Here is a 24,284-nt window from a genome sequence, read left to right on the forward strand (position 1 = left end):
GTCCCGCACAGGGGAGGAAAGGGGTACGCCCTATGGGGGCCATCGTGAGTTGCATGGACGCCCGCACCCGAGCACAGACCATCGCCGCCGCGGCGCACAGCGCGCGGGAGGGAAAATTGGTGGTGCTGCCCACCGACACCCTTTACGGCATTGGCGCAGATGCCTTTAATAACGAGGCGGTGGCGGCCCTGCTGGCGGCCAAGCGGCGTGGCCCGGACTATCCGGTGCCGGTGCTGGTGGGCTCCTGGGATACCCTCGCCGGGCTGGTGGACTCCATGAGCCAGACCGCGCGCACCCTCGTGGAGGCGTTCTGGCCGGGCGGGCTCTCCCTGGTGGTGCGCCAGGCCCCCTCGCTGCCCTGGAACCTGGGCGATACCAACGGCACCGTGATGGTGCGCATGCCCAATCACCCGGTGGCGGTGCAACTCCTCCGCGAGGTCGGCCCCATGGCCGTCTCCTCCGCGAATCTCCACGGGCACCAGCCACCCACCACGGCAGGGGAGGCGCAGCGCCAACTTGGCGACGCCGTGGATACCTACCTCGACGCCGGGCGCGCCACCGTGGGCAAGCCCTCCACCATCGTGGACCTCACGGGGAACACCCCGGAGATCCTGCGCGAGGGCGCGATCGGCGCCGAGGAGATCGCGGAGGTGCTGGGACTTCCCGTGGCTCAGTTGCGGGCGGAGGGACGCGCGCCGGAATCCGGGGGAGCGGCCTAGATGGGGGTGGGCATGGAGGGCGTGCCCCTGCGGGAACTGGGGTTGGTGCTCCTGGTGGCCGCCGCCGTGACCTTCCTGACCACCGGGGCGGTGCGCTACCTGGTGCTGCGCTCGGGACGGGTGGCGGAAATCCGCGCCCGAGACGTGCACGTGCAGCCCACCCCCAGCCTGGGCGGGGTGGCGATGTTCACGGGCTTTCTCTCCGCCGTGTTGGTGGCCAATCAGTTACCCGCGCTGACCCGCGGCTTCATGCCGATCACCCCGGAGATGAACGCCGTGGTGTGGGCGGGCGTGGCCATCGTGCTGGTGGGGATCGTCGATGATCTCTACGAACTCGACGCGCTGACCAAGTTAATCGGACAACTCCTAAGCGCGGTAGCGATGAGCCTGCTGGGGCTTTCCTGGACGCTCCTGTATTTCCCCGTGGGGGAGGGAACCACGGTGGTCCTCGATCAAGTCCAGTCCACAATCTTGACCGTTTTCCTTACGGTGCTGCTTATCAACGCCGTGAACTTCGTGGACGGTCTCGATGGGCTCGCCGCGGGCCTCGGCATGATTGCCGGTGGCGCGATCCTGCTCTTTTCGCTTACCGTCCTGCACGATCAGGGCGGAACGGTCTCCGCCTACCCCCCGGCGATCATCGCGGCGGGATTGGTGGGCATGTGCGCGGGCTTTCTGCCGCATAACTTTGAACCCTCGCGGATTTTCATGGGGGATTCCGGGGCCATGCTGATCGGCCTGCTGTTGGCGGCGGCCTCAACCTCGGCCTCGGGCAAGATCAACATGTCCCTCTACGGAGCGGTGGACGTGATCGCGCTGATGAGCCCGCTCATCGTGGTGCTCGCGGCCGTGTTCGTCCCCGTGCTGGACCTCGTGATGGCGGTGGTGCGCCGCCTGTCCAAGGGGCGTTCCCCCTTTGCGGCCGACCGCCTCCACCTGCACCACCGGCTGCTCTCCCTGGGGCACACCCACCGGCGCACCGTGCTGGTGCTCTATCTCTGGGTATCGGTGGTGGCCTTCGGGGCGGTGTCCTTCTCCGTGGTGCCGCCGCTCGTGGCCGTGGTGGGCACCGCGATAGCGCTGCTGGCGGCGGCCGGGCTCACGGCGGTGCCCTTGCGACGCCGCAGGCGGGCCGCGCGGGCGGCTGCGGTTGCGGCGGGGGCTGAGTAATGGGTGCGTAGTTGGGGTGTGGTTGGGGCCGCCGAGGTCGCTGGGATGGGGGACGGTGTCGCTGCCGGTGGCGGCGTCGATCGGATGGGGCGGGCGTGGGTAGACTCGGCGGGGTGAGTGACGTGCAAGAAGAAAACTTTGACGATCCCCGCCGTCCGCTGTTGCGCGCCCTGCGCTTGGGCAGCATTGCCCTGGCCGTGATCACGGTGGTGTCCCTGGCGCTGTGGGGGTGGATCGCGGGCACCCCCGGCGTGTGGGGCGTGCTGGTGGGGGCCGCCGTGGGGGGCGGCTTTGTGCTCATGACGGTGGCCAGCGTGCTGCTGACCTCGCGGACCTCCCCGCAGACCACCGGGGCGGTGGTGCTGGGCAGTTGGCTGCTTAAACTCGTGCTGGTGATGCTGGTGATGTGGGGGATCTCCGGCCTTGACTTCTACGATCGCTGGGCGCTGCTGGTGACCGTGGTGGTGGTGCTGGTGGTGGTGCTGGCCACGGAAACCTGGGGCGTGCTGACCTCGCGGGTGACCTATACCAATCCCGCCTCATAATCGGGGCGCGGGGGTGGCGCCGCTAGGCGGGGACTTTCTGGGGTCGCGCCATGCCGGTGCTGGGGTAGCGCTGGGGAAAATGGTGCACCCGCTGGGGCCGATCTGTGAAGCACCCGAAAACGGGGGTGAAGCCGGATAAGTGAATTACCTCCACACCTGATACTATGTAGCGCGGGTAACCCGGCCGTCGTTTTTCTTAGCAGCGTGAGGCTGCGTGAGGGGCGAGGTCCTACCCCTGGTTTCGTTTCGTAGACGTGCGACGGAGTCCACGGCGGAGCCAGTGAGCATGTAAGACGTCCATCGCACCGTGGGAGTTCGTCTCCCCACGGCCCGAACACGGGAGAGATCGCTGAGCGTTACAACTTTGGCCTTTAAAGGCGAGTTTCACCCGCCTTCACTGGATCACGAATTCTTCCCGGGGCATGTGAACGAGAACGGCGACCCGGTTGGCCTGTGGCTGACCGGCTTCGCCAATGACTGGTTCGCGCTAGACCGTCTGATGTTCGTCCGCCTTCTGATGGCGGCAGTCATTGCACTCTTTTTCGTCATAGCCATGCGGAACCCCAAGCTGGTTCCGTCTGGGGTGCAGAACTTCGCGGAGATCTGCCTGGACTTTGTGCGGGTCCACATCGCTGAGGACATCCTTGGCAAGAAGGAGGGGCGCCGTTTCCTTCCCTTCATTGCCACGGTATTCTTCCTCGTCTTTGCGATGAACCTTCCCGCTATCATTCCGGGCCTCAATATCTCGCCCAACGCCCGCATCGGTATGCCTCTGGTGCTGGCGGTGGCGGGATACTTGGTGTTCATCTACGCGGGTGCGAAGCGCTACGGGTTCTTCAAGTTTGTGAAGTCCTCCGTGGTGATCCCGAACTTGCCTCCGCTCCTCCACGTTCTGGTGGTGCCGATCGAGTTCTTCTCCACCTTTATCCTGCGCCCGGCCACGCTCACCATTCGTCTGATGGCGAATATGCTGGCCGGTCACATGATCCTTGTTCTGCTGTTCTCCGCCACCAACTTCTTCTTCTTCCAGTTCAATGGTTGGACGGCTATGTCGGCAGTGACCCTTGTTGCCGCCGTCGCGTTTACGCTCTTCGAAATACTGGTCATTTTCTTGCAGGCGTACATCTTCGCCCTGCTGTCGGCCGTGTACATCGAATTGTCGTTGCATGCAGATGAACACTGATCCTTATCGTCCCGATCAGGGACGGCCCTAACCCCACACACTTCTCGTTCGGCCGCAGAACTGCCTTGGATTCACGTCCTGGGGCCGAGCAATACGAAAGGGAAAGACTAGAAATGCAAGACATCATCCTCGTTGCCGCTGACGAAGCCGCCAAGGTGCAGGGTTACGGCGCCATCGGCTACGGCCTGGCTGCCATCGGCCCCGGTATCGGTATCGGTATCCTCGTGGGCAAGGCCCTGGAGGGCATGGCTCGCCAGCCCGAGATGGCCGGCCAGCTTCGTACCACGATGTTCCTGGGCATCGCCTTCACCGAGGCCCTCGCCCTCATCGGCCTTGTTGCCGGCTTCATCCTGTAACAAGTCAGCCACGAAACGAAGGGTCCATTACAGATGACGGACGTATTAAGCGTTCTCGCGGCGGGGACTGAGCGGGATTTGCCCCTTTCCACGGGCAATAACCCCATGCTGCCCATGCCGTATGACATCGTCTGGTCCGCCGTTTGCTTCCTTGTTGTCCTGGTTCTCTTCTGGAAGCTCGTTCTTCCTAAGTTCCAAGAGGTTCTGACCGAACGCGAGGACAGGATTCAGGGTGGAATCCAGCGCGCGGAGGCCGCACAGGCTGAAGCCAAGGCGGCCCTAGAGAAGTACAACGCCCAGCTTTCCGACGCCCGTGCGGAGGCCGCGGAGATCCGCGAGCAGGCCCGCGAGCGCGGCAAGCAGATCGAGGCCGAGATGAAGGCCCAGGCGGCGGAGGAGTCCAACCGCATCATCGAGTCCGGTGAGAAGCAGCTTCAGGCTTCCCGCCAGCAGGTGATCACCGAGTTGCGTCAGGAGATGGGGCAGAACTCCATCAACCTGGCCGAGAAGCTGCTCGGTGGCGAGCTTTCCGAGGCCACCAAGCGCTCGGGCACCATCGACTCCTTCCTGGCGGACCTCGATTCCGTTGCCCCGGCAGGAAAGTGAGCGATATGCACGCAGCGAGCCGCAAAGCACTGGCAGAGGTAGCACAGAGCCTGGACACCCAGATTTCTGGTTCCGTGGTCACGGCCGCCACCCTGGGTGCCGAGCTCTTTGATGCCGTTGAGTTCCTTGACGATAACCGCGGGCTGCGCGTGGCGGTGGCGGAGGCTTCCTCCACCGCCGAGCAGCGCCAGGGCCTCATTGCCGAAGTTTTTAACGGCAAGGTGTCCCCGGAGACGCTGACGGTGCTCAAGGAATCCGCCGGTGCGCGCTGGTCCACCCCGCGTGAGTTCCGCACGGGCTTGGTGGTCTTGGGCCGCCGAGCGCTGCTGCGGGGCGCGGAGCTGGAGGGCACGCTGGAGCAGGTGGAGGGTGAGCTTTTTGAACTCAGCCGCCTCCTGGAGCGCCACCCCGAGCTGACGCAATTGCTGTCCGAGCGCGCTGTGGCGCGTTCCCGGCAGCGGGGTCTGCTGGCGAATGTGCTCTATGGAAAGGTGAGCAAGTACACCGAGGCGCTGGCGCTTCAGGTGATTGGTCGCCCGGAGCACAACCCCATCGACGATATTGCGGCCCTGGCCGCCGAGGCCGCGCACCTGCGAGGCCGCAAGGTAGCCAAGGTGACCTCGGCGGGGCCGCTGAGCGAGGAGCAAAAGCAGGCGCTTGCCCAGAAACTGGGGCGCATTTACGGTGCGGAGATGGACGTGTTTACCGAGGTGGATGAGTCCCTCCTCGGCGGCATGACGATCCGCGTTGGCGATGAGCGTATTGACGGCTCCACCGCCGGCAAGATCCGTAGGCTCCGTGCCCAGCTTGCCTAGGACCAGAGAAAATTGACGATTTGCACGATTCAACCGAGAGCAGGAAGAACATGGCGGAGCTGACGATCTCCTCCGATGAGATTCGTAGCGCGATAGCGAACTACACCTCGAGCTTCTCCGCGGAGGCCTCCCGTGAGGAGGTCGGCGTGGTCATTTCCACGGCTGATGGCATTGCCCAGGTTTCGGGTCTGCCTTCCGCAATGACCAACGAGCTGCTTGAGTTCCCCGGCGGCGTGATTGGCGTCGCGCAGAACCTTGAGACCGATTCCATCGGTGTGGTGGTTCTGGGTAACTTCGAGTCCCTCAAGGAGGGCGACGAGGTCACGAGGACCGGCGAGGTCCTGTCCATTCCGGTCGGTGACGAGTTCCTCGGCCGCGTAATTAACCCCCTGGGTCACCCCATCGACGGCCTCGGCGCGATCAACGCCGAGGAGAACCGCGTGCTGGAGCTTCAGGCCCCCACGGTGTTGCAGCGTCAGCCCGTGGAGGAGCCCATGCAGACCGGCATCAAGGCCATCGACGCCATGACGCCGATCGGCCGCGGCCAGCGCCAGTTGATCATTGGTGACCGTAAGACGGGCAAGACGGCCGTCTGCATTGACACCATCTTGAACCAGAAGGCCAACTGGGAGTCCGGCGATAAGAACAAGCAGGTGCGCTGCATCTACGTCGCCGTGGGCCAGAAGGGCTCCACGATCGCCGCGGTGCGTCGCACCCTGGAGGAGAAGGGCGCCCTGGAGTACACCACCATCGTGGCCGCTCCGGCTTCCGACGCCGCCGGCTTCAAGTGGCTGGCTCCCTTCGCCGGTGCTGCCCTGGGCCAGCACTGGATGTACCAGGGCAACCACGTCTTGGTGATTTACGATGATCTGACCAAGCAGGCCGAGGCCTACCGCGCGATCTCCCTGCTGCTGCGCCGTCCCCCGGGACGCGAGGCATACCCCGGTGACGTGTTCTACCTGCACTCCCGCCTGCTGGAGCGTGCGGCCAAGTTGTCGGATGACATGGGCGCGGGTTCGATGACGGCCCTGCCGATCATTGAGACGAAGGCGAACGACGTTTCCGCCTTCATTCCCACCAACGTGATCTCCATTACGGACGGCCAGGTGTTCCTGGAGTCCGATCTGTTCAACCAGGGTGTGCGCCCGGCTATTAACGTCGGTGTGTCCGTTTCCCGTGTGGGTGGCGCGGCGCAGACCAAGGGTATGAAGAAGGTTGCCGGTTCGCTGCGTCTGGATCTCGCCGCGTACCGCGACCTGGAGGCCTTTGCTACCTTCGCGTCCGATCTCGATGCTGCGTCCAAGGCGCAGCTTGAGCGCGGCCAGCGCCTCGTGGAGCTGCTGAAGCAGCCGGAGAGCTCCCCGCAGCCGGTGGAGTACCAGATGGTCTCCATTTGGTTGGCCGGCGAGGGCGTCTTTGACGTGGTGCCGGTGGCGGATGTGCGTCGCTTCGAGGCGGAGTTGCAGGAGTACCTGCGCGCCAACGCCCCGCAGGTCTTTGACCAGATCGACGGCGGCGCGGCACTTAGCGACGAGTCCAAGCAGGCCCTGCTTGCGGCTTCGCAGGACTTCACGGCCTCCTTCCGCACCAGCGATGGCACCCCCGTGATCAACGAGCCCGAGGTGGACGCCCTGGATTCTTCCGAGGTGAAGAAGAACCAGCTCAACGTCTCCCGTGCTAAGACGGCCTAAGTAGCGGAGATGATTCCGAATACCATGACCGTCATCAAGCAAGAAGGGAGGAGGGTATTCCATGGCTAATCTTCGAGAACTGCGCGACCGTATCCGGTCGGTCAATTCCACCAAGAAGATCACCAAGGCCCAGGAGCTGATCGCTACCTCGCGCATTACTAAGGCGCAGGGGCGCGTTCAGGCTGCGGCGCCGTACGCAACGGAGATTCAAAGCGTGGTGGAGCGGCTCGCTGCGGCGAGTTCCCTCGATCACCCCATGCTCCGCAAGCGTGAAAACGGCAAGGTTGCGGCCGTCCTCGTGGTGACCTCGGATCGCGGCATGTGTGGTGGCTATAACCACAACGTGCTCAAGAAGGCCGCCGAGCTGACCCGCATGTTGGAGGATAGCGGCTACGAGGTGGTTCGGTTTGTCACCGGCACCAAGGGCATTGGGTACTACGACTTCCGCGGCGAGGCCGTCGCGGGATCGTGGGCCGGATTCTCCCAGGATCCCAGTTGGGATGCCACGCATGACGTGCGCCAGCACATCGTGCAGGGCTTCCTGGCGGGTTCCGCGGGAACCGCGCAGACCCGCGAGGGCGTGGCCGATGCCCAGGGCTTTGACCAGGTGCACGTGGTGTACACCGAGTTTGTGTCCATGCTGACGCAGACGGCCCGGGCACACCAGTTGCTGCCCATCGAGCCGGTTTTTGAGGACGTTCCCCTGGAAAAGGGCGAGGATCTTCTTTCTACGGCAGGGACGGCGGAGCCGGATTACGAGTTTGAACCCGATCCGGACACGCTGCTGGAGGCGCTGCTGCCCAAGTACGTCTCGCGCAGCCTGTTTTCGATTTTCCTCGAAGCCGCCGCCGCGGAATCGGCCTCGCGCCGTACCGCCATGAAGTCTGCTACTGATAACGCCACCGCGTTGGTCAATGACCTTTCCCGCGTGGCCAACCAGGCACGTCAGGCGCAGATCACCCAGGAAATCACAGAGATCGTCGGTGGCGCTGGCGCGCTCGCCGAAAGCGGAGAAAGTGACTAATTATGAGTACAGCTCTCAGTGAGCACAATGCACAGCAGGCGACCACCGCCGGCCGTGTTGTGCGCGTCATCGGTGCTGTCGTCGATGTGGAGTTTCCACGTGGCGAGCTCCCGGCGCTGTACAACGCGCTGACGGTGGAGGTTACCCTCGAAGCGGTGGCCAAGACCATCACCCTTGAGGTGGCGCAGCACTTGGGCGATAACCTCGTGCGCACCATTTCCATGGCTCCCACCGATGGTCTGATCCGTGGCGCCGAGGTCAAGGACAGCGGCTTCCCCATTTCGGTGCCGGTGGGCGACGTGGTCAAGGGCCACGTCTTTAACGCCCTGGGCGACTGCCTGGATGCGCCGGAGATTAACAGCGATGCCGACGTGGAGCGCTGGGGTATCCACCGCGACCCGCCCCCCTTCGATCAGCTTGAGGGCAAGACCGAGATCCTGGAGACGGGCATCAAGGTTATTGACCTGCTGACCCCGTACGTGAAGGGCGGCAAGATCGGCCTCTTCGGCGGCGCCGGCGTGGGCAAGACGGTGCTGATCCAGGAGATGATTACCCGTATCGCCCGCGAGTTCTCCGGTACCTCCGTGTTCGCCGGCGTGGGCGAGCGCACCCGTGAGGGCACGGACCTCTTCCTCGAGATGGAGGAGATGGGCGTGCTGCAAGATACCGCCCTGGTGTTCGGCCAGATGGACGAGCCGCCGGGAGTGCGTATGCGCGTGGCCCTGTCCGGTCTGACCATGGCGGAGTACTTCCGTGACGTGCAGCACCAGGACGTGCTGCTCTTCATCGATAACATCTTCCGCTTCACCCAGGCCGGTTCCGAGGTGTCCACGCTGCTGGGCCGTATGCCCTCCGCCGTGGGTTACCAGCCGACCCTGGCCGATGAGATGGGTGTGCTCCAGGAGCGCATTACCTCCACCAAGGGTAAGTCGATTACCTCTCTTCAGGCCGTGTACGTGCCTGCGGATGACTACACCGACCCCGCCCCGGCCACCACCTTCGCCCACCTGGACGCGACCACGGAGCTTGACCGTTCCATCGCCTCCAAGGGTATTTACCCGGCCGTGAACCCGCTGACCTCTACCTCTCGTATCCTGGAGCCCAGCATCGTGGGCGAGCGGCACTACGAGGTGGCGCAGCGCGTGATTAACATTCTGCAAAAGAACAAGGAGTTGCAGGATATTATCGCGATCCTCGGTATGGACGAGCTTTCCGAGGAGGACAAGATCACGGTGCAGCGTGCCCGCCGTATCCAGCGCTTCCTGGGCCAGAACTTCTTTGTGGCCCAGAAGTTCACCGGCGATCCGGGCTCGTACGTCCCGCTGTCCGAGACGATCGACGCCTTCGAGCGCATCTGCAACGGCGATTTTGACGCCTACCCGGAGCAGGCCTTCAGCAACCTGGGCGGTCTGGACGACGTCGAGGCTGCATACAAGAAGCTGACCGAGAAGTAGGAGAGTCATGGCTGCCATCACCGTAGAATTGGTCTCCGTGGAGAAGAAGCTGTGGTGCGGCGAGGCCAGCATTGTCACGGCCGAGACCACCGAGGGTGAGATCGGCGTGCTGCCCGGCCACGAGCCCATGCTCGGCCAGTTGGTTGAGAATGGCGTGGTCACCATTCGTCCCGTGGACGGCGATCGCCTCGTGGCGGCCGTCCAGGGTGGGTTCCTCTCCGTGTCGGCGCAGAAGGTGATTATCCTTGCCGATTACGCAGTGTGGGCCACCGATGTGGACGTGGCCGCCGCACAGGCGGATCTGGGTTCGCAGGATGACCTGCTGCGCAGCCGCGCCGACGCCGCGTTGAAGGCGCAGCGTCGTTTAGCGCAGGCATAGTCTGCTCTCTTGTTCAAAAGCCCTCCCGCGGGTTCGCCCAGGGGAGGGCTTTTTAGTACAATTTTCCCAATATAGTGGCTGGTTAGCGGGTGAAAAGAGGTGTGTGCCGCGTGGGTGACATCGCCGTGTGGTTGGTTGTGGCTCTGGTGGGGATCGTCCTGGCCCTGGCGGCGTGGCGTTTTTTTGGTCTGCGTTCGCGGGGCACCACGGTGGTGCTGCGTCCGTTGCCAGCCTCCGGCACGCACGGCTGGCGTCATGGCCTGGTGCGGTACGAGGGGGAGGAACTTCGGTACTACAAGTTGCGTTCGCTTGCGCCCGTGGCCGATGTGATCTTTGATCGCCAGGCGCTTCACCTTGCCTCGCACCGCGATATGAGCGCGCGCGAGGCCTCTTTTATGGCTGAAGGCAGCCGGATCGTGGTAATGGAGCACGGCAACGAGCAGTGGGAGGTCGCCGTGGATATGCGCACGGAGATGGCCCTGCGGGCATGGCTGGAATCGGCCCCGGATGTGCGCCAGGAGCGGCCCAATTATCGGGTGCTCAAGCGCAGGATCACCCATCTGAGGCGTCGATAGCCCGCTCGGATAGGGTGGGTGCTTATGCGCTTAGTTATCGCTCATTGCTCGGTGGATTACGTTGGTCGCCTGGAGGCTCACTTGCCCCTGGCGGATCGGCTGCTCTTGGTCAAGGCCGATGGCTCGGTGAGCGTTCATGCCGATGACCGCGCTTATAAGCCCCTGAATTGGATGACTCCGCCGTGTACCTTGAGCGATCTGCCCATCGAGGGCGAGGACGGGGAGGAAACCGGGGCGCGCCTGTGGATCGTGGAAAACTCCAAGGGGGAGCAACTGCGCATCACCATCGAGGAGATTCATCACGAGGCCTCCTTTGACCTGGGGGAGGACCCCGGCCTGGTCAAGGATGGCGTGGAGGCGCACTTGCAGGAACTCCTGGCGGAGAACATTGACACCCTGGGGGAGGGCTATAGCCTGATTCGCCGCGAGTACCCCACGGCCATTGGCCCGGTGGATATTCTGTGCCGGGATTCCCAGCAGGCCACCGTGGCGGTGGAGATCAAGCGTCGCGGCGGTATCGACGGCGTGGAGCAACTCAGCCGGTATCTGGAGTTGCTCAACCGAGATTCCCTGTTGGCCCCCGTGCGGGGTGTGTTTGCAGCCCAGGAGATCAAGCCGCAGGCGCGCACCCTGGCGGAGGATCGCGGTATTCGGTGCGTGGTGCTGGATTATCAGGAATTGCGTGGCATTGAGAGCGATGAGTTGCGGCTTTTCTGATGGCTAAGAGACGCTCCCGCCGCAGCGCCCCGCGCCCCGCTCATCGCCCCTTGGGGGCGGTATGGGATACCACCAGCGTCGGGGGCTATATGATGCGCCCGATCACGGCGGAGCGCGCGCTGAAGGAATATCGCTGCCCGGGGTGCCACCAGATCATTCCGCCGCGCATGGCGCACGTGGTGGCCTGGCCGGTGGAGGGCGGGGCACAGGAGCGGCGGCACTGGCACCGCTTTTGTTTCGAGCGGCTGCGCTGAGATCGGCAGGACTGAGAGTGGCCGCGCTGAGGGCGGAACCTCGCTAGTAGAGTGGGCCGCATGATCGTAGCCTTTTCTGTGGCACCCACGCAGACTCCCGGCAAAGACGCGGAGATGGCCGACGCGGTCGCGCAGGCCGTGGCGGTGGTGCGTGCCTCGGGTTTGCCCAATGAGACCAATGCCATGTTCACGCTGATCGAGGGGGAGTGGGACGAGGTGATGGCGGTGGTCAAGGAGGCCTCCGAGGCCGTCCTGGCGGTATCTCCCCGGGTATCCCTGGTGCTCAAGGCGGATATTCGCCCCGGGCACGTCAATCAGTTGCGGGGCAAGGTGGAATCGGTGGAGAAGCGTTTGAAGGGAGAACAATAAATCATGACGGCACCGGATAGGTTTATGTACGGCGCGGTGGATCTGAGCCAGGTCAAGGCCGCGGCGGAGGCGCGCGAGACTCCCGCGGGGGAGGTGCCGGTGCTCACGGAGGTGAGCGCGGGGAACCTGGAGGCCGCGGTGTTGCAGCGCTCCACTCAGGTGCCGGTGGTGGTGCTGGTGGGTACCGCGCGCAGCCCGGAATCGGAGCAGTTGAAGGCGGACCTGGCCGCCCTGGCGCAGGAGGCGCAGCGGGCGTTCCTGGTGGGATACGTGGACGCGGATCGCGCCCCGGAGGTGGCGCAGGTCTTTGGCGTGCAGGTTTTGCCCACGGTGGTGGCGGTGGCGGCGGGCCGCCCGGTGACCTCCTTTGAGGGTGGGCAGCCCAGACAGGCCCTGAAGCAGTGGACGGACGCCCTGGTGGCACAGGTGGGCGGCCAACTTTCCGGTTTGGCGCAGGAGGACCCCTCCGCCGCGCAGGAGGAGCAGGGCGAACTCAGCGAGCTGGATTATGCCATCGCCCTGGCCGCTCAGGGGCAAGACGAGCAGGCAGCCCAGCTCTTCGAGGCGCTGGCCACGCACAAGCAGGACGCGCGGGCGGCGGCCTACCTGGGGCTGTACCAGAGGACTCGCCAGACCGAGGCGTCCGAGGAGAGCGCCGCACAGCAAACACAGCAAACCCTGGCGCGCGCCGATGAGCGGGCGTGGGCCGGACACATCGAGGAGGCCTTCGATCTCGCCCTGGGGCTGCTCTCCACGGGGGAGGCGGAGGCGAAGGAACGCGGCAAGGAGCGCCTGCTGGAACTTTTCCGGCTCTGTGATCCGGCCGACCCCGCCGTGGCCTCGGCGCGGACGCGCCTGGCCAGCGCCCTGTTTTAGGGGGAAACCTATTGTCGGTCGCGGGATCGTCGATAAGCAATGCGGAACTTCACGCCCAACCTATGCCAAAATGGTTGCTGTGAATGAGCAACGCCAGGACTTGTTGATTGATTTCCGGGACGTCTCCGTGACGCGGGGCGGCGCCACGATCCTTGGCCCGGTGACGTGGCAGGTGGGGTTGGGGGAGCGGTGGGTGATCGTGGGACCCAATGGCGCGGGCAAGACCACCCTGGTGAATATCGCCTCCGCCGGGGAATACCCCTCCCGGGGGCAGGTGAGGATCCTGGGCGAGCGACTGGGGCGCACCGACCTGCGTGATCTGCGCACCGCCATCGGTATCTCCTCCTCCGCGCTGGCACACCGCATTCCCGGCGAGGAGAAGGTGGGGGATCTGGTGGTCTCGGCGGGCTACGCGGTGCTGGGCCGCTGGCGCGAGCGCTACGACGAGCAGGACTTTGAGCGCGCCCACGAGATTCTGGAGCAGGTGGGGGCCATGCACCTCATCGAGCGCCGCTGGGGCACGCTGTCCGAGGGGGAGCGCAAGCGCGTGCTTTTGGCCCGCGCGCTCATGATCGACCCCGAGATCCTGATCCTTGATGAGCCCACCGCCGCGATGGATCTCGGCGGGCGCGAGGACCTGGTGGCGCACCTCAGCGAACTGGCGGAGGACCCCACCTCCCCGGCCACGGTGATGATCACGCACCACGTGGAGGAGATTCCGCAGGGCTTTACCCACTCCATGCTTCTCGACGAAGGCGCGGTGGTCGCCCAGGGCCCCATCGAACAGGTGCTCACCAGCGAGAACCTGACGCGGACGTTCCACCAGTCCATTGAACTCACCGAGGTGGAGGGTCGGTACTTCGCCCGCCGGACGCGCCGGGGCGGCTCCCACCGCCACGCCTGACCCGCAGCGTAAGAGAAAGACCAGCATGGAAGAACCGACGCTGCTCTCCGCCACGGTGCTCCTGGTGCGCGATGGCGCCCAGGGGCTTGAAGTGTGGGTGCAGGAGCGCGTGTCCACCATGCCGGACTACCCTGGCATGACGGTCTTTCCGGGCGGCCGGGTGGACGAGCGAGATCGCATAGGCGAGCACAGCGGAGACCGAGACGTGTGGGCGGGGAGTTCCGCCGATAACGCCGCGCGGGTATTGGGCACGGATACCCACGCCGCGCGCGGGCTGGTCTTTGCTGCGGTGCGCGAACTCTTTGAGGAAACCGGCACGCTGCTGGCCGTGCACCCCAACGGGGCCACGGTGGGGGATGCCTCGCCATATCACGGGGAGCGCCTGGCCCTGGAATCTCACCGGCTCTCGCTCACGGACGTGCTCGCCACCAACGATCTGCGCGTTCACTCGGGCCTGCTGCACCCCTGGGCGCGCTGGGTGGGAACCTCGGAGAAGGGCAGGGTCTTTGATACTTATTCCTTCCTGGCGGTGCACCCCGTGGGGCAGGAACCCGATGGTGCCTCCCCGGAGGCGGATTCCGCCGGATGGTTCTCGCCGCGCCTGCTCATCGAGGGGTGGCGGCACGGCCTGGTGCGTCTGGTGATTCCCACCTGGGCGCAACTCATGCGGCTATCCCGGTGCGCCACGGTGGCCGAAGCCGTGGCGGAGGCGGAAACCTCGGATATGACTCCGGTGGTGGGCGCGCCCCGGCACGATCCCCAGTACCACGAGTTCTATGCCACCACCTTCCACGAGCGAATCTAAACTTTTATGTCTCTTTCTCTGACCGAGGTGGAGTTCATTCACCGCCACCGCGAGGAGATCGCCGCGCTGAGCGCCCGGGTGGGCCTGAGCAAGGCCACCGCGCTCAGCGACGCCGAGTATGCCCGTACGGCGCTGGGTGAATACGGCCGCGCCGCCCTGGAGGTGATCCAGGCCCGCCGCGCCGGGGCAGGCAAGTTCCCGGATACCTGGTTGGCGGATCACGACGCCGCCCAGCAGGCCACCCCGGCCCCGGTGGCGGCGGAGCGGGCGCGCAGGCTGGCGCGCCACGCCGGGGTGGTGCACGACGTCACCTGCTCCATCGGCACCGAGGGGCATGCCTACCACCGGGCGGGCCTGGACTATCTGGGTTCCGACGTGGACGCGGCGCGGGCCCGCATGGCTGCGCACAACCTGCCTGGGGCACTGATCCTGCGGGCCGATGCCCTGGCCCCCAGCAGCAGCGCGGACGTGATCGTGGCGGACCCGGCCCGGCGAGCGGGAGGGCGTCGCATTAGCGATCCCGCCCGGTTGCTGCCACCGCTGCCCGCCCTGGTGGCGGCGTACCCGGGGCGCAATCTGGCGGTGAAGTGCGCGCCGGGCATTGACTACTCCGAGTGGGAGGGGCTGGTGAGCGTATCGAGCGTGGCCGGTGCGGTGAAAGAGGCCTGCCTGTATAGCCCCGGCCTGGCGGAAGGGGTGCGCAGGGAGGCCGTGATGGTGGGCCCACGGGGCATAGATCGTCTCACCGATGAGGGTGTGGTGGGCCGGGACACCAGCGAGGTGGGGGCGGACGCGCCGGGGCGCTACATCATCGACCCCGATGGCGCGGTGGTGCGCGCGGGCCTGGTGCGCCACTACGCGGCGCGGGAGGGGCTGTGGATGCTCGACGAGCGCATCGCCTACCTTACCGGGGATCGCCTCCCGAGGGGCCGCAGCGGATTTCAGTTCAGGGAGATGGTGCCGCTAAAAAAGGCGCGGGCGGCCCTGAAAAAGCACGACGCGGGCGCGGTGGAGATCCTGGTGCGCGGGGTGGACGTGGACCCGGACGCGCTGCGCAAGCAATGGAAGCTCAAGGGGGCTAACCCGATGGCGGTGGTGTGCACGCGCATCGGACGGCAGGGGGTGGCCCTGATCTGCGGGCCACGGACAACTGAGGCTTGACTACCTTGACTACACTGGCAGCGGCAACCCAATGATGGATACTTAAGGAAGAGAGGGGATTGCGATGCCCGCAATCGTGGTGCTGGTCAAGAGCGTGCCGGATACGTGGTCGGAAAAGACGCTGGAGGCGGATTACACCATTGATCGCGTCAATGCGGATACCGTGATTGATGAGATCAACGAGTACGCGGTGGAGCAGGCGCTGCGCCTGTGCGAGGCCCACCCGGAGGGGAATTATCGGGTGATCGCGCTGAGCGCGGGCCCGGATTCCGCGGACGCGGCGCTGCGCAAGGCCATCGCGATGGGCGCGGATGACGCGGTGCACGTGGTGGACGAGGCGCTGGCGGGCTCCGACGTGCTGGGCACCACCTGGGCGCTGACCAACGCGATTAATACCATCGAGGACGTGGCCCTGGTGATCGCCGGCGATGCCTCCTCGGACGGCGCGAGCGGCGCGCTGCCGGGAATCGTGGCGGAGTACCGCCAGGTACCGGCCCTGACCTACCTGCGCGAGGTGCGCCTGGAGGGCAACTCCGTGGTGGGCGTGCGCGAGGATCACCGGGGCACCTGGGAGTTGCGCGCCGGGCTGCCCGCCGTGATCTCGGTGACCGATAAGGCCGATAAGCCGCGCTTTGCCAACTTCAAGGGGATCATGGCGGCCAAGAAGCACCAGATCACCACCCTGGATCTGGCCGGAATCGGGGTATCCCCGGAGCAGGTGGGGCTGGCACACTCGGCCACGGCCGTCACCGGTGCCACGCCGCGCCCGCCCAGGGCTGCGGGGCGCACGGTGCGCGGCGAGGAGGCCGCCGCCGAGGTGGCGCAGTTCCTGGCCGACGAGAACCTTCTGTAACTCGACCTTTTCTTTATCCAAGGAGATCATCATGACGAATGCTTATGTTCTGGTCGAGCACCACGGCGCGACCCTCGACCCGATCACTGGGGAACTCATCACCGCAGCCCGCGTTTTTGGCGAGGTTACCGCCGTGGTGGTGGGCGGCGAGGTGGACGTCCTGGCCCCGCAGTTGGCGGAGTTGGGCGCGTACACCGTGGCCGCCGCCCCGCAGGGGGCCCAGCGCCTGCTGCTGGCGGAGGTGCAGGCGGTGCAGTCGCTCGCGTCGGCCGCTCCCGCGCCCATCGTGGTGGCGGCGAACCCGGCGGGCAACGAGATCGGCGGGCGCTTGGCCGCGCGCCTGGCCTCCGGCTTCCTGCGCGACGTGGTGGGCATTAATGCCGATCGCACCGCCAATCAGTCCATCTTTGGCGATACCATCCAGGTCAGCGCGGCGGTGGGCGGCACCAGCCCGGTGTACACGCTGCGCCCCGGAGCCATCGAGGCGGTACCCCAGGCGGCACCGGGCACCGTGACCGCCCTGCCGGAGCTTCCCGCCGGACCCACGGACGTGGAGGTGGTGTCCTTCCAGCCCGCCGAGCGCGGGGAGCGCCCGGAACTCACCCAGGCCAAGATCGTGGTGGCCGGCGGGCGCGGCGTGGGGGACAAGTTCCCCGAGATCGTGGAGAAGCTTGCCGACGCTCTGGGCGGTGCCGTGGGAGCCACCCGCGACGCCGTGGATCTGGGCCACTACGAGGCCCAGTATCAGATCGGGCAGACCGGCGTGACCGTGGCCCCCGACCTGTACATCGGCCTGGGTGTTTCCGGTGCCATTCAGCATCTTTCGGGAATGCAGACGGCCAAGAAGATCGTGGTGGTCAATAACGATGAGGACGCGCCGATCTTCCAGGTGGCCGACCTCGGTGTGGTGGGTGACCTCTTCGAGGTGGTACCGGCTCTGATCGAGGAGATCGCCAAGCGCCGATGAGCCACTACTTCGACCACGCCGCCACCACCCCCATGCGCAGCGAGGCGCAGGAGGCGTGGTTGCGGCACGCGGGGGCGCTCAACCCGGGCGGTCAGTATGCCTCCGGGCGCGCGGCGCGCGGCGCACTGGAGAGCGCCCGAGAGGAGATCGCGGGGCTGCTGGGCGCCGATCCGGTGGAGGTCATCTTCACTGGCTCGGGCACGGAGGCCGATAACCTGGCGATCCAGGGGCTATACCGGGCGAGTTCGCTGCCGAGGCTGCTCAGTAGCCCGGTGGAGCACCCGGCGGTGCGCGAGGTGATCGCGCACCTGGCCGCCCAGGGCGCGGAGGTGGAGTGGTTGCCGGTGGATGCGGGCGGCCACGTGAAGGACCTTGGCCCGGTAGCGCACCCGGCGGCGCTGGTGGCGTGCATGTACGCCAATAATGAGACGGGAGCCCTCCAGCCGGTGGAGCCCCTGATCGAGCGGGCGCGGGAGGCGGGCACGCCGGTGCATATCGACGCCGTCCAGGCATTAGGCCACCGCGCCATCGACTTCCACGGACTGGGCGCTACCACGCTGGCCGGTAGCGCCCATAAGTTCGGCGGGCCTCGGGGAGTGGGCCTGCTGCTCGCGCGGCGCTCACCGGCCCCGCAGCCGGTGTTCTTTGGCGGTGGCCAGGAGCGCGGGATACGCCCCGGCACCAACGATGTGGCCGGGGCGGCGGCCACGGCGGCGGCGCTGCGCGCGGTGCTCGCGGAGCGGGAGGCGGAGGAGGCGCGGTTGCGCGTGCTGCGCGATGACCTGCTGCGCCGCGTGCTCCACGAGATCGACGAGGTGCGGGTGAACACCGTGGAACCAGCGCTGCCGGGGCACCTGAGCCTCTCCTTTCCCGGGGCCGAGGGCGATAGCCTCATCATGCTGCTGGATTCCCTGGGGATCGAGGCCGCCACGGGCTCGGCCTGCCACAGTGGGGTCAATCGGGCCTCGGAGGTGCTCCTGGCGATGGGCGTGCCGGAGGGGGAGGCGCGCGGCACGGTGCGCTTTACCCTGGGGCGCACCACCACCGAGGAGGACGTGGATTATCTGGTGGCGCACCTGCCCGAGGTGGTGCGGCGCGCCCGGCTGGCGGGCATGGCCTAGCGGTGGGCCCCGGAAATAGCCGGGAAGTAAGCGGGAAAGACTCAGGTTGATAGCAGCAACCGGGAGTACAACAAGCAGATATGAATTGGTTGTGGTCCCTTTCCCTCACCGGGGTGGTGGCGCAGGCGGTGATCCTCGCTAGTTGGGTTCTGGGCGTGGCCCTGGCGGCCTGGGGGAAGTACCGTCTGCGGGCGGCGGGGGCGTCGATAGTCCTCGTGGTGGCGGCCTGGTGGGTGCTGGAGATCTGGTGGCGACCCTTCCCGGATCGGGTGGACTGGCGGGTGTATCTGGCGGGGGTGGGAATAATTTTTAGCCTCATGTGCCTGATGCAGCGCCGCAAGGTGGTTATTATTTCTGTAGTACTTACTACTTTTGCCACCCTGGGGACGCTCAATCTGGTGTTCCAGGAGTACCCCACGGTGCGCTCCTTCGATCCGAAGCCGGTGGCGGTGTCCATGTCCTATGCGCAATTTCAGCACACCCAGCGGCCACCGCGGCTTGATGGCCGCGAGGTGGGCGCGCTGGTCACCGTGGATATTCCTGGTTCGGGCTTTCGGCCCCGCCCCGCGGTGGCCTATGTGCCCCCGGTCTACTGGAGCGGGGAGATCCTGCCGGTGATGGTGCTCATGGCCGGTAATCCCGGCAGCCCCGATCAGTGGTTCCACAACGGGGAGGCGGCGCAGACCGCCGACGAGTACCAGGCCACGCACGGGGGCGCGGGGCCGATCGTGGTGAGCGTGGATGCCACCGGCTCCTTCACCGGCAATCCGCTGTGCGTGGACGGCCCGGAACAGCAGGTGATGACGTATCTGAGTCGGGACGTCCCGGAGGGGATCCATCGGTTATTCCGCGTAGTGGAGGATCGGGCGCGCTGGGTGATCGGAGGACTGAGTTATGGCGGAACGTGCGCCTTGCAGGTGGTGACCTCCCACCCGGAATCCTATGGCACCTTCCTTGACTTCTCCGGGCAGGCCGAGCCCACGGTGGGCGATCACGGGCAGACGGTGGCGCGCTTCTTCGGCGGAAGCGAGGAGGCCTTTGCCGCACACAATCCCGCCGATCTCCTGGCCACCCGCTCCTATCCGAACACGCGGGGGCGCTTTGTGGCCGGGGAGCGGGATAAGGATTCCGTGGCGGCGCTGACGCACCTCAATGAGCTGGCTCGCGCGGCGGGCATGGAGACGAGCATGGATACGGTGCCGGGCGGGCATTCCTTCGAGGTCTGGCGGGTGGCCCTGGCCGAGACGTTTGAATGGGCGGTGCAATGAGTACCACGCATACCACGCAATCCCCACGGAGCCTCCTTAGTCGAGCGGCGGCGGTGCGCCGCGTGCCCTTTTCCCTGAGCGCCCTCATCGTCATGTGGGTTTTACACTGGGCGGTGTCCCGGCACTCCCTCGCCCTGAGCATGGACTATGCGGCGGATCGTTGGCACCTGCTGAGCGCGGGGCTGACCTCGGGCTCGCGGGTGGGGTTGATCTTCGCCTCACTGGCGGTGATCGCCATGATTATTCCGGCGGAGCGCACCCTGGGTACGGCCCGCACGATGGCGGTGGCGGCGGTGACGCACCTGTGCTCGACGGCGGCAGGGCTGCTCGCGGTGCGCCTGGTGGCGGAGACGGGCTTCCACCGCTGGGGGAGCGATCTCCTGCATGCCTCCTTTCTCTCCCCGGTGTCCTGGCTCTTTGGCACGGCGGCCTACGCCAGCACGGCCATGCCGCTGCTGTGGCGGCGTCGATTAGCGGTGTGGCTGGTGGCGCTGTGCAGCACCCTGGTGCTGTTTTCCGGGAGCGTGTCCGACGTGGTGGGCCTGGTGAGCGCGCTCCTAGGCCTGGTGGCGGGCACGGTGCGGCACGGCCGCCCGCGCCTGCGCGTGGGGTCGGTGCAGGAGGCCCGGGTGCTGGTGAGCACCTTCTTGGCGGCGGTGTCCTTTGGACCGTTGGTGGCTAGCACGCACCCGGGGTCGGGGAGTCCCCTGGCCTTTGTGGGCGCGCTGACCTGGCTGCCTGCGCGCCGAAGTTATGAGGCGGCGCTGGTGTGCCAGGGGAACGTGGGCACGCAGCGGTGCCACGAGGCGGTGCTGCTGGCCCAGCAGTCCGGGGTGGAGCCCTCGGTGGCTAATCTCATGCCCCTGGTGCTGAATCTGGTGATCATCGCGGGGCTGCTCAAGGGACGCCGCGCCGCCTGGTGGCTGGCGCTGGTGGCGCAGTCGATGGTGGTGGTGGCGCTGTGCGCGCAGGTGTGGGCCAACTATCGCGCGGAATCCGTGGCGGTGCTGGCCTGGTATGCGCTGCCCATGGCGCTGCCGTGGCTGGGTGGAATCGTCCTGTTGCTGGGAACCCGCAGGCACTTCCAGGTCACCATCGCCGCGCGGAATATCCGGCGGTGCCTGGGAGTGATCGCCGCTGCCCTGGCGCTGACCTCGGTGGCGTGGTTGCTGGGGGCCTCCCTGATGGGTGTCTCCTGGCCGGTGGTGTTGCGGGAGTGGCCGTTGCGGTATCTTCCACCCTCGCTGGCTCCGCTGTTTCCCATGAGTCTGGTGCCCGAGCACCCGGCGGCCTGGGTGCTGTACTCCTGGCTGGGCGCCATATTTAACCTGGTCGCGGCGCTCGCGCTGTATCGGCTGCTGATGAGCGTGCCGGACGAGCACGCGGAGGAGGAACGCGCCCGGGCGCGCGGCCTGCTGCGGCATGGCGATCACCTCCAGGCGATGACGCTGTGGGAGGGTAATCGCTATTGGTTTGGGGAGCACGAGGGGGTAGCCGGATACGTGGCGTATCGGGTGCGCCGGGGCATAGCGGTGACCGTGGGGGAGCCGGTGGGGACCCCGGGCCTGGCGGCGGGCTTCGAGGCCTTTGCCGCCAGCCAGGGGTGGACGGTGGCCTGGTATTCCGTGCGTGAGGGTTTTGCCGATACCCTCCCCGGCTATCAGCGGATTCACGTGGCCGAGGAGTCGGTGCTGAGCACCGAGAAGGTGGAGTTTAGGGGAAAGAAGTTCCAAAACGTGCGCACCGCCCGTAACCGCGCGGAGAAAGAGGGGATCACGGCCCGGTGGACCACCTGGGCGGAGGCGGACGTGGTGCTGCGCCAGCGCATCGTGGAACTATCCGAGGAGTGGCTGGCGGATAAGCCGCTGCCGGAGATGGGTTTTACCCTGGGCACCATCACCGAGCTGGGGGCGCCCGGCACGCGGCTGCTGGTGGTGGAGGGGGAATCCGGGCACCTGCACGCGGTGACCAGCTGGCTCCCCGTGTACGAGCACGGCGCGCTGGTGGGGCTGACACTGGATTTCATGCGGCGCGATACCGGGGGCTTTAAATCCGCCATGGAGTTCGCGCTCTCGCAGGCGCTTCTCGACGCCGCCGCCGAGGGCCTCAAGTGGGTTTCCCTCTCCGGCGCGCCGCTGGCGCGCAGCACCCCGGCGGAGGGTTTTGTGGATCAGGCCCTCGACCGAGTGGGGGCCTCGATGGAGCCCTTTTATGGCTTCCGCTCGTTGGCGGCTTCCAAGTATAAGTTCCACCCCGAGTACCACCCCTGGTATGTGGCCTGCCGCGATGAGTTGGCGCTGCCCAAGGTGGCCCTGGCGGTCTCGCAGTGTTACCTGCCCCAGCTCAGGGCCACGGAGGCCGCCCGGCTGCTGCGCGTATGGCTTAGCGCTGCACTGGTTCGCGGCGGCCGAGGCGAATCTTCTTGACCTCGCGGGCATTTTCCACGTCGGAGTCGTTAAAGCCAAAGAGATAGGTGAGCACAAAGGCCACCGCGGCGGCCGTGCCCGAGGCGATCCAGAATCCCCAGAAGCTAAAGTCCAGACCTTCGGGGTTAATAAAGGAGGTAAAGCCGATGAGGGAGCCGGTGAAACCCCACATGTTCACATTGAACAACCCGGTGAGCAGGCCGCCGCAGGCACCACCAATGGAGGCCATGAGGAAGATGCGGCCGTACTTGAGGTTCACGCCGTACATGGCGGGCTCGGTGATCCCGCAGAAGGCTGCGATGGCGGCGGAGCCGGAGAGTTCCTTGACCTTCATCACGCGGGACTTCACAAATACCGCCAGCACCGCGCCGCCCTGGGCCACCATCGTGGCGGAGATGATGGCATTGAGCGGGGACTGCCCGGTCAGGGCGATGTCCTGGGCCACCAGCGGGATCACGGCCCAGTGCAGGCCAAAGATCACCAGGGTCTGATACAGGCCGCCAATGAACAGCCCGGAGATGGAGGGGGAGAGATCATAAAGCCCCTGGATACCGTTGGCGATGCCGGTGGAGAGGAAGGTCACGGCGGGGCCGAGGATCAGCAGAATGGTCAGGGAGACCACCACCACTTCCACCAGGGGGAGGAAGATCATGCGCACGGTGGCCGGAATCATCTTCTTCAACCAGGGCTCGATCAGGGAGGCCAGCCAGGCGGCCACGATGATGGGGAAGATGCTGTAGCTATAGCTGGCCATGTGATATGGCAGCCCGAAGAAGTCCGCGTTGAGGGACATACCCAGAATACTGCTGGAGCCCTCCTTGCCGGAGAGTTCCACGATCTGCGGGTAGGTGAGCACCCCACCCACGATGGCCACGATGATGGGGTCCGCCCCCAGCCGCTTGGCGGCAGTAAAGCCCACGAAGATGGGCAGGAAGAAGAACACCGCGTCGCTGAGTGCGTTGATGAGCAGGTAGGTGTCCGAGGTGGTGGTCACCAGATCAAAGGTGGTGAGCAGGGAGAGGATTCCCTTGATGATGCCCGAGGCCGCCAGCAGGCCGATCACCGGGATCATGGAGCCGGTGATCACCCCGATGAGGGAAGAGAAACCGCGACCAATCCAGCCCAGCGCGGTGGTAGGGCGGGGTTGCTCCTCACCGGCCCCCACCGCCACCTCGCCGCCGGCTGCCCGATCGCCCAGCACGCCAATGACCTCCTCGTACACGTCCTCCACGCCGGGGCCGATCACGATCTGGTATTGGCCCCCGGCGCGGATCACGTCGATCACACCGCTCAGTTCGCGCACGGCGTCATCTTGGGGGACGTCGTTGTTGTGCAGGTAGAAGCGCAGGCGGGTGATGCAGTGGGTGACGCTGCGGATATTTTCCGCGCCGCCCACCGCGGCCACCAGGGCCTCGGCACCCTGGGCCTCGGGGCCCTGCGGGGCGGGGTCGGTGGCGGGCTTGACGGCGGGGTCGGCGGGCCGAGCGGCGGCGCTAGAAAGCGGCTGCGCCACCTCCTCGGCGGCCCGGGCGGCTCCCGTGCGCACGCGCACCCCGGAGGTGGCGGCGGCGGAGTTGGTCACGGCCACGATGGTGCAGGTGGACTTCCCGGCCTCGGTGATGGCGGCGGCATCCATGCTGCCCAGGGCCTCACCCCGGGTGATCTCCTGGCCCTTGGTTACCTGGATCTCAAAGGGATCGCCGCCCAGCTCCACGGTGTCAATGCCCAGGTGAATGAGCACCTCCAACCCCTCAGGGGTGCGGATTCCCAGGGCGTGTTTGGTTTTGGCGATCATGGTGATGGTGCCGGATACGGGGGCGTACACCACCCCTCCGGGGGTATCGGTGATACCGAACCCCTCGCCCAGGTTGCCCTTGGCAAAGACCGGGTCCGGCACCTGGCTCATGGGAATGATCGTGCCGGAAAGCGGCGCGAGCAGGGGCGGGAAGTCCGCGCCCGAGTGATCTTTGGTGTGCATGGAGAAGCTCCTCACAGGCGGATAATCTTCGGTTCAGATTAACACCGCCTGTCCGTTTTCCCCGTGGG

General features: G+C 66.1%; 25 protein-coding genes. 24 read left to right on the plus strand and 1 reads right to left on the minus strand.

The features are described from left to right. Positions 1-32 precede the first annotated feature (32 nt). The 24 genes from OLW90_RS04620 to OLW90_RS04735 all read left to right on the plus strand — a co-directional run bounded on the left by OLW90_RS04620 (position 33) and on the right by OLW90_RS04735 (position 22,238). Positions 33-719 (plus strand): L-threonylcarbamoyladenylate synthase, encoded by a 687-nt coding sequence (locus OLW90_RS04620; protein WP_319651584.1) that lies wholly within the window; start codon positions 33-35, stop codon positions 717-719. Beyond that, on the plus strand, positions 720-1,889 hold the full coding sequence (locus OLW90_RS04625; protein WP_319651585.1) for an MraY family glycosyltransferase: 1,170 nt from the start codon (positions 720-722) through the stop codon (positions 1,887-1,889). 122 nt (positions 1,890-2,011) lie between these two features. Continuing rightward, the gene (locus OLW90_RS04630) at positions 2,012-2,434 is read left to right on the plus strand and encodes a hypothetical protein (protein WP_319651826.1); all 423 of its coding nucleotides are present in this window, start codon (positions 2,012-2,014) and stop codon (positions 2,432-2,434) included. Between the two features lie 364 nt (positions 2,435-2,798). Beyond that, a complete protein-coding gene (atpB, locus tag OLW90_RS04635) occupies positions 2,799-3,617 on the plus strand; it encodes a F0F1 ATP synthase subunit A (RefSeq protein ID WP_319651586.1) in 819 nt (272 codons plus the stop codon). A 113-nt stretch (positions 3,618-3,730) separates the two neighbouring features. Next, positions 3,731-3,973, plus strand: a complete 243-nt coding sequence (locus tag OLW90_RS04640; RefSeq protein ID WP_055122933.1) for an ATP synthase F0 subunit C — start codon at positions 3,731-3,733, stop codon at positions 3,971-3,973. Between the two features lie 33 nt (positions 3,974-4,006). Further along, a complete protein-coding gene (locus OLW90_RS04645; protein ID WP_319651587.1) occupies positions 4,007-4,579 on the plus strand; it encodes a F0F1 ATP synthase subunit B in 573 nt (190 codons plus the stop codon). Between the two features lie 5 nt (positions 4,580-4,584). Beyond that, entirely contained in the window at positions 4,585-5,394 is an 810-nt protein-coding gene (locus tag OLW90_RS04650; protein ID WP_319651827.1) for a F0F1 ATP synthase subunit delta, read from the plus strand. A 50-nt stretch (positions 5,395-5,444) separates the two neighbouring features. Beyond that, positions 5,445-7,085, plus strand: a complete 1,641-nt coding sequence (gene atpA, locus OLW90_RS04655) for a F0F1 ATP synthase subunit alpha (RefSeq protein WP_319651828.1) — start codon at positions 5,445-5,447, stop codon at positions 7,083-7,085. Between the two features lie 61 nt (positions 7,086-7,146). Next, the gene (locus OLW90_RS04660) at positions 7,147-8,109 is read left to right on the plus strand and encodes a F0F1 ATP synthase subunit gamma (protein ID WP_319651588.1); all 963 of its coding nucleotides are present in this window, start codon (positions 7,147-7,149) and stop codon (positions 8,107-8,109) included. A 2-nt stretch (positions 8,110-8,111) separates the two neighbouring features. Continuing rightward, positions 8,112-9,563: a F0F1 ATP synthase subunit beta gene (gene atpD / locus OLW90_RS04665; protein WP_319651589.1), complete on the plus strand. Its 1,452-nt coding sequence runs from the start codon at positions 8,112-8,114 to the stop codon at positions 9,561-9,563. A gap of 7 nt (positions 9,564-9,570) precedes the next feature. Continuing rightward, positions 9,571-9,942 carry a F0F1 ATP synthase subunit epsilon gene (locus tag OLW90_RS04670; protein WP_319651590.1) on the plus strand — a complete coding sequence of 124 codons (372 nt, stop codon included), beginning with the start codon at positions 9,571-9,573 and terminating at the stop codon, positions 9,940-9,942. A 110-nt stretch (positions 9,943-10,052) separates the two neighbouring features. After that, positions 10,053-10,517, plus strand: a complete 465-nt coding sequence (locus tag OLW90_RS04675; protein ID WP_319651591.1) for a DUF2550 domain-containing protein — start codon at positions 10,053-10,055, stop codon at positions 10,515-10,517. Positions 10,518-10,541: 24 nt separating this feature from the next. Next, positions 10,542-11,234, plus strand: a complete 693-nt coding sequence (gene nucS / locus OLW90_RS04680) for an endonuclease NucS (protein ID WP_319651592.1) — start codon at positions 10,542-10,544, stop codon at positions 11,232-11,234. Beyond that, complete coding sequence (locus OLW90_RS04685) at positions 11,234-11,488, plus strand: hypothetical protein (RefSeq protein ID WP_319651593.1); 255 nt, start codon at positions 11,234-11,236, stop codon at positions 11,486-11,488. The genes nucS and OLW90_RS04685 overlap by 1 nt, the downstream gene beginning before the upstream one ends. A gap of 60 nt (positions 11,489-11,548) precedes the next feature. Beyond that, positions 11,549-11,857: an MTH1187 family thiamine-binding protein gene (locus OLW90_RS04690; protein ID WP_319651594.1), complete on the plus strand. Its 309-nt coding sequence runs from the start codon at positions 11,549-11,551 to the stop codon at positions 11,855-11,857. A gap of 3 nt (positions 11,858-11,860) precedes the next feature. Further along, the gene (locus OLW90_RS04695; RefSeq protein WP_319651595.1) at positions 11,861-12,733 is read left to right on the plus strand and encodes a tetratricopeptide repeat protein; all 873 of its coding nucleotides are present in this window, start codon (positions 11,861-11,863) and stop codon (positions 12,731-12,733) included. Positions 12,734-12,803: 70 nt separating this feature from the next. Next, positions 12,804-13,637, plus strand: a complete 834-nt coding sequence (locus tag OLW90_RS04700) for an ABC transporter ATP-binding protein (protein ID WP_319651596.1) — start codon at positions 12,804-12,806, stop codon at positions 13,635-13,637. Between the two features lie 25 nt (positions 13,638-13,662). Further along, a complete protein-coding gene (locus OLW90_RS04705; RefSeq protein WP_319651597.1) occupies positions 13,663-14,442 on the plus strand; it encodes an NUDIX hydrolase in 780 nt (259 codons plus the stop codon). Positions 14,443-14,448: 6 nt separating this feature from the next. Continuing rightward, positions 14,449-15,603, plus strand: coding sequence for a THUMP-like domain-containing protein (locus tag OLW90_RS04710; RefSeq protein WP_319651598.1), 1,155 nt, complete (start codon positions 14,449-14,451; stop codon positions 15,601-15,603). 64 nt (positions 15,604-15,667) lie between these two features. Continuing rightward, positions 15,668-16,456 carry an electron transfer flavoprotein subunit beta/FixA family protein gene (locus OLW90_RS04715; protein WP_319651599.1) on the plus strand — a complete coding sequence of 263 codons (789 nt, stop codon included), beginning with the start codon at positions 15,668-15,670 and terminating at the stop codon, positions 16,454-16,456. Between the two features lie 31 nt (positions 16,457-16,487). Then, on the plus strand, positions 16,488-17,423 hold the full coding sequence (locus OLW90_RS04720) for an electron transfer flavoprotein subunit alpha/FixB family protein (protein WP_319651600.1): 936 nt from the start codon (positions 16,488-16,490) through the stop codon (positions 17,421-17,423). Then, complete coding sequence (locus tag OLW90_RS04725) at positions 17,420-18,544, plus strand: cysteine desulfurase family protein (protein WP_319651601.1); 1,125 nt, start codon at positions 17,420-17,422, stop codon at positions 18,542-18,544. Before OLW90_RS04720 ends, OLW90_RS04725 begins: the two co-directional genes overlap by 4 nt. 80 nt (positions 18,545-18,624) lie before the next feature. After that, positions 18,625-19,812, plus strand: coding sequence for an alpha/beta hydrolase (locus tag OLW90_RS04730; RefSeq protein WP_319651602.1), 1,188 nt, complete (start codon positions 18,625-18,627; stop codon positions 19,810-19,812). After that, positions 19,809-22,238, plus strand: a complete 2,430-nt coding sequence (locus tag OLW90_RS04735; protein WP_319651603.1) for a DUF2156 domain-containing protein — start codon at positions 19,809-19,811, stop codon at positions 22,236-22,238. The genes OLW90_RS04730 and OLW90_RS04735 overlap by 4 nt, the downstream gene beginning before the upstream one ends. Here OLW90_RS04735 and OLW90_RS04740 read toward each other — a convergent pair. Further along, a complete protein-coding gene (locus OLW90_RS04740) occupies positions 22,195-24,216 on the minus strand; it encodes a glucose PTS transporter subunit IIA (RefSeq protein ID WP_319651604.1) in 2,022 nt (673 codons plus the stop codon). The two genes, OLW90_RS04735 and OLW90_RS04740, sit on opposite strands and share 44 nt — an antisense overlap. Positions 24,217-24,284: the final 68 nt, after the last annotated feature.

Origin of the sequence: Corynebacterium sp. 21KM1197, from assembly GCF_033783015.1 — a bacterium.
In the GTDB taxonomy this organism is placed as follows: Bacteria; Actinomycetota; Actinomycetes; order Mycobacteriales; family Mycobacteriaceae; genus Corynebacterium.